This is a genomic window from Vallitalea longa (assembly GCF_027923465.1).
GTDB classification, from domain to species: Bacteria; Bacillota; Clostridia; order Lachnospirales; family Vallitaleaceae; genus Vallitalea; species Vallitalea longa.
The window spans coordinates 878585-892929 of sequence record NZ_BRLB01000001.1 but is presented as its reverse complement, the minus strand read 5'-3'; the positions used below and the strand labels follow the sequence as shown (position 1 = coordinate 892929).

The 14345-nt window shown below is 28.4% G+C and carries 12 protein-coding genes; 10 read left to right on the top strand and 2 right to left on the bottom strand.

Annotated elements, in window-relative coordinates; genetic code table 11:
• Window positions 1-50: 50 nt before the first annotated feature.
• Window positions 51-1169, bottom strand: coding sequence for a slipin family protein (locus QMG30_RS03815; RefSeq protein ID WP_281812390.1), 1119 nt, complete (start codon window positions 1167-1169; stop codon window positions 51-53).
• Window positions 1170-1657: 488 nt separating this feature from the next.
• Complete coding sequence (locus tag QMG30_RS03810) at window positions 1658-2893, bottom strand: RtcB family protein (protein WP_281812388.1); 1236 nt, start codon at window positions 2891-2893, stop codon at window positions 1658-1660.
• A 269-nt stretch (window positions 2894-3162) separates the two neighbouring features.
• On the opposite strand from QMG30_RS03810, the gene QMG30_RS03805 reads away from it, so the two are divergent.
• The 10 genes from QMG30_RS03805 to QMG30_RS03760 all read left to right on the top strand — a co-directional run bounded on the left by QMG30_RS03805 (window position 3163) and on the right by QMG30_RS03760 (window position 14137).
• Entirely contained in the window at window positions 3163-4443 is a 1281-nt protein-coding gene (locus tag QMG30_RS03805) for a WYL domain-containing protein (protein WP_281812386.1), read from the top strand.
• On the top strand, window positions 4430-5413 hold the full coding sequence (locus tag QMG30_RS03800) for a WYL domain-containing protein (protein ID WP_281812384.1): 984 nt from the start codon (window positions 4430-4432) through the stop codon (window positions 5411-5413). The genes QMG30_RS03805 and QMG30_RS03800 overlap by 14 nt, the downstream gene beginning before the upstream one ends.
• A 53-nt stretch (window positions 5414-5466) precedes the next feature.
• On the top strand, window positions 5467-6531 hold the full coding sequence (locus QMG30_RS03795; RefSeq protein ID WP_281812382.1) for a LytTR family transcriptional regulator DNA-binding domain-containing protein: 1065 nt from the start codon (window positions 5467-5469) through the stop codon (window positions 6529-6531).
• A 168-nt stretch (window positions 6532-6699) separates the two neighbouring features.
• The gene (locus tag QMG30_RS03790) at window positions 6700-7542 is read left to right on the top strand and encodes an ABC transporter ATP-binding protein (RefSeq protein WP_281812380.1); all 843 of its coding nucleotides are present in this window, start codon (window positions 6700-6702) and stop codon (window positions 7540-7542) included.
• Window position 7543: 1 nt separating this feature from the next.
• Window positions 7544-8260 (top strand): ABC transporter permease, encoded by a 717-nt coding sequence (locus QMG30_RS03785; RefSeq protein ID WP_281812378.1) that lies wholly within the window; start codon window positions 7544-7546, stop codon window positions 8258-8260.
• 103 nt (window positions 8261-8363) lie between these two features.
• Window positions 8364-9593 (top strand): NAD(P)/FAD-dependent oxidoreductase, encoded by a 1230-nt coding sequence (locus QMG30_RS03780; RefSeq protein ID WP_281812376.1) that lies wholly within the window; start codon window positions 8364-8366, stop codon window positions 9591-9593.
• A 570-nt stretch (window positions 9594-10163) separates the two neighbouring features.
• Window positions 10164-11363 carry a DUF4179 domain-containing protein gene (locus tag QMG30_RS03775; RefSeq protein ID WP_281812374.1) on the top strand — a complete coding sequence of 400 codons (1200 nt, stop codon included), beginning with the start codon at window positions 10164-10166 and terminating at the stop codon, window positions 11361-11363.
• Window positions 11364-11435: 72 nt separating this feature from the next.
• Window positions 11436-11621, top strand: coding sequence for a hypothetical protein (locus tag QMG30_RS03770; protein WP_281812372.1), 186 nt, complete (start codon window positions 11436-11438; stop codon window positions 11619-11621).
• A gap of 53 nt (window positions 11622-11674) precedes the next feature.
• A complete protein-coding gene (locus QMG30_RS03765) occupies window positions 11675-12175 on the top strand; it encodes a hypothetical protein (protein ID WP_281812370.1) in 501 nt (166 codons plus the stop codon).
• 147 nt (window positions 12176-12322) lie between these two features.
• A complete protein-coding gene (locus QMG30_RS03760; RefSeq protein WP_281812368.1) occupies window positions 12323-14137 on the top strand; it encodes a heme NO-binding domain-containing protein in 1815 nt (604 codons plus the stop codon).
• Window positions 14138-14345 lie beyond the last annotated feature (208 nt).

Here is a 14345-nt window from a genome sequence, read left to right as displayed (position 1 = left end):
TAAATAACCCTGTAGCTGTTGGATTATTAAGCTACAGGGTATTCTATGTTCTATATACCTCTAAACAGATTTCCTAGATTATTCAAAACATTACTTCCACTATCAAGTGAAATATTACCGACTTTCTCACAGATTTTTTCTATGTGTTCTAATTCTTTCAATTTATATAGAGTCTTATTTTCATCCATGAGTTTTGCAGTATTAAGTAGACTTCTTGTAGAAGCGATTTCTTCTCGCCTAGTTATAACATTGGCTTGGGCTTTTTTCTCAGCCAATAGAACTGTATTGAATATTCTCTTTATTTCACCAGGAAGAACCACATCTTTTATACCTGCAAAGATGAATTTTATTCCCATTTCATCTTCTTTGGCTTTTAACTTAGATAACACATAATCAGCGATATCTTGTTTTGATATTAGTAAATCGTCTAGTTTGACGCCACCTATGTATTCACGTAATATAAGTTGGACTAATATATATAATTGATTAGCATAATCTTTGATTTCTAGTGTTGTCTTTAGTATATCTATAATCTTGTATTGACAAGAAAAATTAATTCTTAGATTAACTTTATCAGCAGTCATTATCTCTTGACCGATCATATCTAATTGTTGCTGTCTCATGTCAACTGTTTTTACGGTTATATCTATGTATTTAGTCCAGTAGAAGTATTTCCCTGGTTCTAGTATCCTTTGAAAATTGTTGTTATAAAAAAGGAGTGCTTTTTCATAAGAACGTACATTTATTTCAAGATATTTATCATTAAGTTTTGAATTGAAGATGTTAGTTATGTTGAATATATCATTAACTATATCTTGACTGATTTCTGGTTTTGTAATATCAACTATCTTAAAATCATTTTTTTTATTTATATTCCAGAATACAAATTTACCTGATTCATATATATCTGAGAATTTACCATCTATATAATGAAATGCAAGTTCATTATCTTTTACGTCCAAGATATCTAACTCTTCCAATAAAACTTTATCATCCATAAATGTATCTAAACTATAATCTTTACAAGCAAATGGTTGGTTAATATCTAAAACAATAACCTCATATTTCAAAAAGGATGAGTATGAGTGTTCTCCAGGTTGGATTGATTCCACATAATCTCCATTTTTAAATAGTAAGCCTCTTTCATTTTTTTTAATATAATATTTCATAAATATCACCTTCCATTTTTTTGATTGCGTTAATATAATAATTCCCACAAAAACATGTACGGAGTTAATGTTAAGTTATAAGTATCATATATCGGTAATATTCTAAAAAGCCTAAGCTATCTATACATATTATGGATATAATCAAGTTATAACGGTATCCCATCAACTGCAAGGTACTGTTTTTGCTGTGATTATACAATTAATAATTATATGAGAGTATCAAATGATTATTATCGTATATCGCTAGGGAAGTAGTAAAATCAACAAACATCATTTTATTTTTATTAATAGTAACTATAGGGATTCGAACCCCAAACATTTTTAAGATGTTTTTACCAAATGCTCTTTCTTGAGCAGTAGAGATGGTTGTCTCTATTTCTTTGTATGACTTCGGCATACCGTCAATAACATATAGGCACCGCAAGACATTGAAAGTCTTAGCATAGAAGAAATACAATATATAATTAAGGAAGAACTAACTTCCGTAATTAACCTTTTACAACACCAATAGTCTTTAATTTTTTTATTGGTTCTATTAAATCAAGTTCATTGTTAATAACTGTATCTATATTTTTATAAGCGAATCGTGATTCTTCGGCAATATCCTGTTTGGATTGCTTGCCAATGACAACATCACATTCTTTTAAATCATTGATTACCTCGTTGACACTAAAGGTTTCTATAGCTTTTTTTCTGGACATCAATCTTCCAGCACCATGTGAACAAGAATGAAAACTGTCCAGATTACCTTTGCCTCTTACAATATAGCTGTAAGAACCCATTGCACCAGGAATAATTCCAAGATCATTTTCTCTTGCGCGTATTGCACCTTTTCTATGTACCCAAACATTTTTGCCATAATGATGTTCAATAGCAGCATAATTATGATGGCAATTAATCAGATTAGTATATTCCGGGTTATAATTACAATGCTTATTCAACCATTTATCAACAATCGTAACTACTGAATCAAGTAATCTATTTCTGTTTTCTCTTGCAAAATCAAGAGCTAGATTCATCCAATTGATATAAGATCGACCTTCTTTAGTATCAACAGGCAAAAAAGCTAATTTATATTTATCAGGAACTGTTGAAAACCATTTTGAATTAAGGTCTCTTGCTATTTTGTGAAAATGATTACATATTTTGTATCCAAAATGGCGACTACCTGAGTGAAGCATAATACAAACAAAACCCTCTTCGTCTTTTTGAAGTTCAATAAAATGATTACCTCCACCTAGAGTTCCTAGTTGGTAATATCCATCCTCTATTTCAGGAATGAGTTCTTCTGCATCTTGGTATAATTCTATATTATCAAGAGCTTTATCCAATATTTCACTTTTTTGTTTTTCTTTATGATGTGAGAAGCCAACAGGGATATTTCGAAGGATATCACCTATTATTCCCTTAATCAATATACCGTTAGGTGTTTCGATATTTGTTAGTAATGCAGCAGGTATATTAGTTTGTATATAAGCCATGCCACATCCGATATCAGAACCTACAGCATTAGGTATTATCACATTATCAGTTGCAATGACACCACCGATAGGCATTCCCTTACCTGTATGTGTATCAGGCATAAGACAGACCCATTTATGTAAAAAAGGTAAATTAGATAAATTGGTAGCTTGTTGCATACAGTCATCTTCAATTTTATTAACATCTTCTAGCCATACTTTTATAGGAAACTTATTTTTATTTTTATCGTATATTACAAACATTTTTTAACTCCTTATTAATTATGTATACTCGTTATCGTGTTCCTCATCATGAACATATGTTATCATTTTTCTTTTTTCATATCATTAAAAAAAAGTTGCGAACTCGAAAACATGTTACTATAATATTAAATTTGTTAATACCAAATTGACAGTGTATTTACATAATGATAGTATTTTATAATATGTATAAAGGATAATTGAGTTTGAAGTAGAGTAAAAAAAACATAGTTTTTTTTATATGGGTTAATAGTAGAAATGAAGGTGATATGATGGCTGAATTTAATGAGCTGATTAAGAACTATGAAAAGATTAGGGATTATTTAAGAGAATTTCATGTATATGGTTATAAATGTCGGAATGACTTTGATATAAAGAGTAGTAGAAGTTATGATAATGAGAAGAGAAGGATAGAGAATTATTTATCGGAATATATAAGATACAGTAATTCTTCCAGAGGGAAGAGGTTATATATTACAGCTGATACTATTGATATGGAAGAGAATCCTCTTTTTGCAACATGGCATACAAAAACATTTACTAAAAACGATATTATGCTTCACTTTATTATATTAGATATATTGAACATGCATGATGGACTAACACTTAATGAAATCATTGATAAAATTCTTAACGACTACCTAAGTAGATTTCAAAATGTTAAGATACCCGATAATATGACTGTAAGAAATAAGTTGAAAGAATATACGGATGTAGGAATATTGTATAGTATAAGAAATGGAAAGAAATTACAGTATTATATTAATACACAGGGATATCCACAATTAACTCATGAGATTACTGATAAATTGTTACATGTGTGTGGATATTATCAAAATATATTACCTATGGGTGTTGTTGGCAATTACATACGTAATAGAGTAGATAGTTCTATAATTGATAATCCTCTTTTTTCATTTCGTCATGTTTATCTAGCTAATACATTAGATGATGAGGTACTGCTTAATATTCTAAAAGCTATAAATGAATACAGAACCATAGAATTTACAAGTGGCTATAGAAAAAGCATAAATAATTGTATAAAAGCTATACCACTTAAAATATTAGATAATGTTAGTACTGGAAGAAGATATCTTGCGGCATATAACATTAAGTATGCTCGTATTTCAACATTTAGGATAGATAATATTAAAGATGTAAAATTAGATGAAGCAAATAATGAATATGAGTATGACAATTATGTTCATTGTTTAGAAATTCTCTTGAAAAAAAGCTGGGGCATTACTGTATTCAATAAAAAGAACTTGGATAAAATCGAAGTAAAACTATATATAGATGAAAAATATGAAGACTATATGATAAAGAGAATTAAAAGAGAAGGAAAACATGGGATACTTAATAGAGTAACTGAAAATACTTTCTTATATACTATTGAAGTAATTGATGCTAATGAAATGGTTCCTTGGCTTAGAACCTTAATAGGAAGGATTATTTCTTTCAATTGCAGTAATAAAATTATAGAAAAAAGATTTCTAAGTGATATTTATGCAATGTATGAAATGTATAAGGAGGAAGAGAATGAGTGTATTTAGCGAGATATACGGTAGATATTATCAATTACTTAATGAATTATTACATGAAGCTCATAAGAAACCTATTTCAACAGTTCACATATATAATCTATTACAAGAAAAAGGATTCGGGGATACTGCTCTTGCACTTGCCCCTAAAATAATAAATGATGATAAAGACAGTTATAATCTGTTATATGAGACTCAAGAAGGATACAAGTCAATTCTTAAAAAGAAGCAAAAGGTAGTATTGACAACATTAGAATTGAGATGGTTGAAAACAATATTGATTGATAAAAGAATAAAATTATTTTTTAATGAAGAAGAAATGAAAATCATGGAAAATCGACTATCAGATGTTGATGAATTATTTAACCCAGATGATATAATTTCAATAAACCAAGCAAATGATGGAGATCCATATGATGATCCAAATTATATAGATAATTTCAGAAGACTATTATATTGCGTAAATAACAAAAAATGTATGACCATAATATATAAGAATTCCCAAGGTGTAATAAAAAAAGCAAGTTATGCAGGCTATAGGCTAGAATATTCCGTAAAAGATGATAAATTCCGTTTGAATGCTGTTTTGATTAATAGAAGTAAAATAGTTTTTCATAGTAAGATAAACGTAGCTAGAATAATAAAAGTAGCAATTCTAGAAAAATCAAAGTATCCTTCCGAAATAGCTGAGTTTATATATGCTCATAGAATGTCTGAGCCTATAGAAATAATAATAAAAAACAAAAGAAATGGGTTTGAACGTGTATTTGTGCATCTTTCAAATTATGAGAGAGACTCTGAATATGATGAAGAAACTAATACATGTAGAATTAAAATACATTACTATGATTTTGATGAAACAGAGTTAATAATACAATTAATTGCTTTCGGTCCAATCTTGAAGGTAGTAGGACCAGAAAGTTTTAAAAAGAAGATTATTGATAGGATTAATAGACAGATGGAGTTGTTCAAGTTGCAATGAATTCTACAAACTAAGACTATGAAAATGCATCCTATTCAAGAAGGAGTACATAAATGAGTATATTAAGATTTGAAAATGTATCTAGAGAAGATGGAAATACAGTACTGATTGATGATATATCTTTTACCATAGATAGAGGACAGTGCATGTCTATTAAATGTACAGAGGAAATGTCTTTAACAATGATGAATATGATTACCTCAAAGATTATGCCTACAAAAGGGGAAATTATAATAGATGAGAAATCTCCAGAAGATTATTTTAAGAAAAATAACAAGAACATAGGAGTAATATATAAAGAAGAAGGTTTCTATGATAGACTTACAGTTAATGATTATCTCACATTTTTCAATAGGCTGTTTAATTATAAACAAAAGATGAAAGATGTCTTGACTAGATTTGCATTACTAGATATCGCTGATTCAAGGATAAATTCCTTAAGTTACTCAGAAAAGAAGAGAATCAGTTTGGCAAGAGCTCTTATAAATAAGCCAGATCTATTATTGATACAAGAACCCACTTTGAATCTTGACAGACAAAGTAGTCGTATCATTAGAGAAAACATAGTTCATATGAAATCTATAGGAATAAGCATATTAGCTTTTTCTGTTACTCTTGAAGATACTATACTTATTGATGGAGATTCATACATATTGAATGAAAAAGGACTGAATATTATAGAGAATGAACTTGAAAACCAAAAAGAAAATGATACGGATAATGATTCTATTACCCAAATAGATATCTCAAATGAAAATGATGAAACTGAATTACCTAATATAAAAATAGAGAAAATACCAACTAAAATAGATGACAAAATCATTTTATTCAATCCTATGGAAATCGATTATATAGAAACCATAGACGGTTCGTGTTACCTTAATGTGGGTACAGAAAAATTTCAATGTTCTCTTACCCTAAGTAGTCTTGAGAAAAGATTAAAACACATTGGTTTTTTTAGATGCCACAGATCATATCTGGTAAATCTACAAAGAGTGAGAGAAGTTATTACATGGACAAGGAATAGTTATAGTTTGATACTTGATGATAAAAACAAGAGTTCAATACCTCTTTCAAAAGGAAGAATGGAAGAACTTAAGCAGATTCTTAACATATAATTATGTACTATTGGGGGTTATATATACTTCACTCAGGCAAAATAACTTTATTTTTACCTCCGAAAAAGCATCTTTTAACATTGAATATACTCCTTTCAAAGCAAATTGATAGTTCAATCTATTATATTTTGGCATAATATATTTGTAATCCAGAAAGGAGTTTTAATAATGAAAAAAATTATAGAAGTAAAAAATGTTGATAAACATTTTAAAGAAAATCATGTTCTTAAGGGAATTGATTTTTCTGTTGATGAAGGAGAAATTTTTGGATTCCTTGGTCCAAATGGGGCGGGGAAAACTACTACCATTAAAATATTGACTAACCAACTATTACCTTCAGATGGAGAAATCAAGTTATTTGGCAAGAATATCAGATTATTGAAAAATAAGATATTCAAGGGTATAGGTATATTATCTGATAATAGCGGTGTATATGAAAGAATATCCGTATATGAAAATCTAAAAGTGTTTGCAGATATTCATAATATCAATAAAAAAGAGATTGATATTCTACTAAAAAAAGTTGATTTAATTGATCATAAAAAAAAGATAGTAAAAAAACTTTCAAGGGGAATGAAACAGAGATTGATTCTTGCAAGAACTCTAATTCATAAACCAAAATTACTTTTTCTAGACGAGCCAACATCATCATTGGATCCTGGAACATCTAATGAAATACATAAATTACTTAATGAATTGAAGCAAGAAGGAACGACTATCTTTCTGACGACTCACAGAATGGAAGAAGCAGATAAGTTGTGTGACAGAGTAGCATTTCTGAATAATGGGGAAATCGTTTTGACAGGAAATCCAGAAAAACTGAAACTTCAATATGCAGAAAATATTATTGAAGTATTATTGGAAAATGATCAAAAAATGAACGTTAGTAAAGATGTTGAAGGCTTAAATGATATTCTGAAATGGATGCAAGAAGGCAAAGTATTGTCAATTCATTCCAAAGAACCTAATTTAGAAGAAATATTTTTAAGATTAACAGGGAGGGACTTATAAGATGGATTTTTCCATGAGAAGAGTTAATGCATTAGTTAGAAAAGAAATGAAAGATATAGTAAGGAATCCAAATATCACAGTAGTTGGACTAATACCTCTCATAGGGGCTATTTTTATTAGTATCATGGTTACAGATGAAGTGATTAAGATGCAGTTATTACCGGTGCTCTTTCTTATGAACTCAGCACTTCTGACACCAATGATTATGGCAATGATTATATCAGAAGAAAAAGAAAAAAATACTCTTAGGACACTTATGTTATCAACTGTAACTCCCACTGAATTTCTGACTGGAAAAGGAATTGTTACTTGGCTTTACGCTAATATCACTAATATAGCTATATATTTGATCATCAGTTCTCCAAAAGAATACTTATTGATATATATAATTACATCATTATTTACATCCACAATAATGATATTTATAGGTGCTATAATAGGTATTATATCTAAAACGGTAATGTCAACAGGAACTAATAGTCTTCCTATATTATTAATATTTTATATATTTCCATATCTAGCTCAGTTTAACATTACTCTATCACATATAGCTGTTTTTCTACCTACATATCATTCACAGATGCTGCTCAATAAAATGGTTAATAATCATAACATTGATATAGACTATGGACGAAATTTTATTGCTTTGATAGCTTGGATTTTGATTTCTTTTATAATATTCGTTATGATATACAGACGTAGAAGATTTGATAGATAAAAGTATATATATTCCTGCTAAGTTCGGATACTTATATTAGCATGTATAATTAAAAAACATAATGAAGATAATGTTAATAAAAGTAATTTATGGAGATGAAAAAATGAAATTAGTAGCAGGAGATATGCTTTGGACTAATATCAATAAAATACCAGACAAATATACTTATCTAAGCAATGATATAGAATGTGACGCTTTAATAATTGGTGGTGGAGTAACTGGAGCTATAATTGCTTATTATCTTACTAAGGAGGGCATTGATACTGTTTTAGTGGATAAAAACATCATTGGATATGGAAGCACAAGAGCATCAACAGCAATACTACAATACGAAGTTGATACTGATCTATACGGATTATCCCATATGATTGGTGAAGAAAAAGCTGCCAAATGCTTTGAACTAAGTGAAAAAGCAGTATTTGATATAAGAGATATCGTTAATGAACTTGATGATGATTGTGATTTTATGTTGAAAGAATGCTTTTACTATACATCTAATAGTTCACATATATCATTATTGAAAAAAGAATTCGACTTAAGAAAGAAACATGGTTTCAATGTAGAATTCATAGATAAGAACAATGCAAAAGATAAGTTCTCTTTTCCTATAGAAGCAGGAATTTATTCAAAATCAGGAGGGGCGTTAATTGATCCATATAAATTCACAAGAGCACTTATTAAGAAGTCTATAAAAAATGGTCTAAAGGTCTATGAAAATACTGAAATCAATATTATACAGTCGGAAAGTAATCATGTATACCTGAAAACACCTAATGATTTCAGTATAAAAGCAAAGAAAGTCATTATGGCTGCTGGGTATGAAAGTAAGAAATATATAGATAGGGGTATATTGAATATCACAAGAACATTCAACCTAGTAACAAAACCAATAAAAGAATTTAATGGCTGGCATAATAAATGTATTATACGTGATGATAACGACCCATATATATATTTTAGGACTACTGCTGATAATAGGATTATTGTGGGAGGAGAGGATGAAAAAGTAGGTAAGGAAACTAGTAAAATGTCCAATCTAACAAATGAAGATCTAGTATCTATTAAGAAATATGACATCTTATTAAAAAAATTGAAAGATTTTTTCCCTGATATAAAAGATATAGAAGTAGAATATAAGTTCAGTGGTTTGTTCGGGGTTACTAAGGATGGGTTGCCATATATAGGAGAATATTCTAAGATGCCTAATTGTTACTTTGCTTTGGCATATGGTTCCAATGGGATTGTAAATGGCATATTATGTGGACAGTTAATAAAAGACCTATACTTAAACAATAAAAGAGATGAATTGGATTTATTTAAATTTGATAGATAAAATCTATTTTTTACCTTATAGGAAAGTGTAATAAGAAATAATTACTAATATATTTTCTATATTAAATGGCAAATATAATAATATCGAATATATGATGATTGAGCTAGGAGCTGTCTTAGTACAGCTCTAGCTGAAGATAGTGTATATTGATACACTATCTTCAGTAAGATTTTATGTGGTTACTAAAAGTTTTATTATAGTCTATTATAGATTGTAATGAGGTTTGAAATGATCATATAGGGTCAAGCGATAATCATATGTAGTGCTTACTGGATTATATATGGCCGAGAGGTTATATGTAGTTCATAGTGTATTATATATGGTTGAACGGACCATCAGCTAGGGTAATGAACTATTGGAGTATGATATAATTATCATAGTCTGATAGGCAGTTATCTTGGTTGGTGTAAGGTAAATCATTATATATTCGATTTTAAATTGAACATGAAAGTTCTGCTTTTTAGTTTCACATTCTATACAATATGTAATATTTGAATTTCTTTTTAATAACAACGTTATATGTTATAATAAATAATATTTGAAATTTTTGTAAGGGAGGATATAAATAATATGAAATATAAGAAACTGATTCCAGTGATAATGATAGTTATAATTATATTGATAGCCATTGTAGTTTTTGTTACCAATAAAGAGAAAAGTCTGACAGAAAAATATGATATAACGGATAAAGGTGTTCAAGAAGCTATTGAAAATAATTATATACAAAATGTAAATATATCTGATGAACATGATGGGATAATACTTACTGTTGATAATATCATAGTTGATAATAGAAGAATATTCATTCTCTATAATATAGAGAACACTAAGCATAGAGACTCATTTCAATATTTAAGTAGAGGAACATTTAATGTTAACGATGAAAATGATACAGAAATTCCAGCTATTGCATCCTTACCTGATTATGACTTTGATTTAAATAGCAAGAAAAAAATGTATAGCAGTTATGATATGGTAATGTCATCAGAGATTGATATTCCTTCAAATCTACGATTAGATGTCACCTTGTATACTTCAGAAGCAAATAATAACAATAAACAGATGGAATTACCATATATCTGGAGTGTGGAGATACCTGTTGACAAAGAGATATTCAATAATAGAAAAAAAACATATGATGCAAATGAAATTATTGATATCAAAGGACAAAAAATTGTTATAGATAAATTGACAGTATATCCTATAACTTCTGTTTTAGATATAAATTATGATAAAAATAATACCATGAGTATCCTAGGGTTACAAGATATTAAGATAGTTTCAAATGGAAGGGAATATACTAATGGTATTGATGGATTAACAAGTTCTATTAAAGATGAATATAATAGTAGATTATATTTTGAGAGTAATTATTTTAATGATAATGAAAAATTGAATATTGAAGGTAGTGGTTTTAAAGGTATTGATAAAAATAAAGAAAATATTATCGTCGATGTAGATAATAAAACCATCCTTAAAGCACCAGATGACAACTTGAAGATAGATGATGTTAAAAACGAAGATCAATTGGAGATAATATTTAAATATAATGGTAATAATTTTTCATTAGACCAGACTTTTACAGATTCAGAGGGTACGATTTTTGAGACACAAGGTATGAGTGTGATACATAGGGAACCAGAAACAACGCTTATTTATGAAATACCTAAAGAATCTGAATTTGTTGATCCTATAACCATAAAAATAAGTAATTATCCTAATATAATTAATGCTTCTTATAAGGTTGAATTATTTGATGTTAATAGATGAACAAGTGATAGGTGTTTAGATAATAGTCTTTTTGGCTAGAATATAAGAAACAAGCTACAAGAAGGTGAAAATATGTTTCTTATATATGATATGAGGACAAAACAAGCAATAAGATGTCATGGTTGTAATGATGAGTTCATAAATAATACACCACAAGAATTAAAAAAAGACCTGCATCTGAAAAATAATGAAGATTATATAAAATTAAATAAATCTTGTATAGATGAAATAAGGAGCAAAGCCTTTGATAATCTATAGTTCTAATCCCTTTTGTTACTGTATATATTTATAAGGACAAGGGGGATTTTTTTATGTGTGTATTTTTCAATATGATTAATCTATCTGAACAAGTAAAAGAAATGTATGGAGAGATAAACATAATATATGATGCAATAAAATTTATCTATAATTCTTTTTTTATAGTAATCAGTTTATTGATAGCTCTGTTTTCAGTTATATCGTATACTACAATCAAAAGATATTTAAGGAGTTTCATTAATAAAGAGCGTGATAAACTTACGTCAAATATGCTAGAAGATTTAGCTATGACAAAGCAAATAATGGGTAGGGAATATCTAAGTGAACATAAATATATAGATGGAGTATATATATTCCCAGTTCTAAGTCACAAGATTAGTTTTACACCTAATCTTATAAATAAAATCATCTTGACACCACTTGATGGAAATAAAACATTAGAGTATAAAGCATGGGTTAAGAAAGGACAATTGTACATCAAATTCAATAATTTTGAAGCTGAGAAGGATAAAGGAGTTAATTGGGTTATATTGTATAATGAATATCATAAATAATTGATAAATACTATATATTTGTTACAATTAGAAAAATATTATTAAGATTATATTGTAATTTGTCAATATATGTTATAAAATTAAATTGACTATCTGGAAATATTTACATAATAAAGTATTAAATAAAATAGATATGAGGTGAAAATGATGAAAGGAACAGTGGTATCAACATGGATAAAAACATGTAGAAAGCAATATTCAGAACAAGTAGTTAACGCAGCACTAGAAAATGTAGGATGGAAAGCCAACCAAACATTTTCACCATTAGCAGATATAGAGGATACAAAAGTGTTCAAACTTTTTTCTATTATAGCTTCAAAGGTAAATGTGGGCGAAGATAAATTATGGAGACATATAGGTAAGGATAATATCATTACTTTTTCCCATGATTATCCTGGATTTTTCCATCATGATAATTTATATCATTTTCTTAAATCTATGGATGATGTCCATAGTGTAGTTATGAAAAGAATAAAAGGTGCAAAACCACCTAAATTAGAGTTTGAAGTAGTATCCCCTAGAGAAGTTGTCTTCACATATAACTCCCATAGAGGTATGTTCGATTATTTTATGGGGCTGATTGAAGGGGCTGCAGATTATTTTAATGAACAAATTGAAATTGAACAACTCGAAAAAAAAGATGATGAACTTAAACTAAAATTAACATTTCAGCAAGATCTGCAATATAAAAAAACATATTTCATTAATAAACTATTATCATTTGGATTCATTAAAGATGTGCATTTGAAAATATCAATATTAACAGCTTTATTAAGTGGATTATTTTTACAATTAGTATTTCTATTTCTAAATGTACGAGAATCACAAGTATTGACTACTGTTAGTATAGTATTGATTAGTCTTTTATCAGTATATTTGTCTTCCAAAATATTATATAGACCCTATAAAGAAATTATAAAGGAAGTTAAAAATTTCAGTAATAAAAACTATACTGTTTTAACAGATATAAGAACAAAAGACCAATTTGAAGAAATATTCAAAGTAATAAATACATACAAAAAAAATATTACAAGGGATTTTGTTGGTTTCAAAGGATTAGTTGATGAAATGAATACTTTCAGCAAGAGTATTTCAGGTATTGCTAATAATATGAACAATACATCTGATGAAATATCAGACGTAGTTGAACAGTTAGCAACAGCTGCGGTTAGTCAGGCAGAAGAAACTGAACATTCAATATATACATTAAATGATAATGTAGGTCAGATAAACAATATAGCAAAAGAAGAACAAACCAATAAAAAAGATTTAGAAGTTTCAGTTGACCAAATTGACAATAGTTTCAAAGAAGTCGAATCGACTGCAACAGAAATAAATATGTTGCTTAATAGATTTAAGCAAGTTCAAGAAAACGGATTGAAGTTAAAAACCAGAGCAGAACAGATTACGGAAATTGTTTCTATCGTATCTGCGATTTCTGGACAGACTAATCTTCTTGCCCTTAACGCATCAATAGAAGCTGCTAGAGCAGGAGAGGCTGGTAAAGGATTTGCTGTAGTAGCTGATGAAGTAAGAAATCTATCAGAGGAAACTGATGATGCAGTTGAAAAGATTAAAAACAATCTGAATGAATTTGTTCAAGATATTGAAAAACTAGTAGAAGATGTAGCATCACAATACAACGTATTAGTTAAAGAGAATTCAAGCCTAGGAGAAGCTGTTGAATCTTCAAGTACAGCTAACATCAATATAAAAGAAGTAGCTGAAAAGATGATTGATACATCCCAAAGACTTGAAAGTGAAGCTAATTCAATGTCAAAAGTGTTCCAAAACATAGAATCCTTAGCGGCTATAGCAGAAGAAAATTCAGCATCAGCTGAACAAGTCAGCGCTAATGTAACGGACTATACTGTACATATAAAAGGTATTACAGACAGTTTGAATACTTTTAAAGAAATAACAGTAGATTTCAAAGATGAGATTTCACAATACAAAATATAAATTAGCATAATGAAGGTAAGTAAAAGTAAAACACACTCATATAGTAGTTGTATATGGATGTGTTTTTTTAATATAAAGTTATCCTTTTTAATTGAATTAGATATTAAAAATTTAATATATTAAATTAATTGTAAATATTTAGTAATAATAATTTAAAGAATTGTACAATACAATTTTAATAACTTATTGATAAAATGTTTGTTATAAC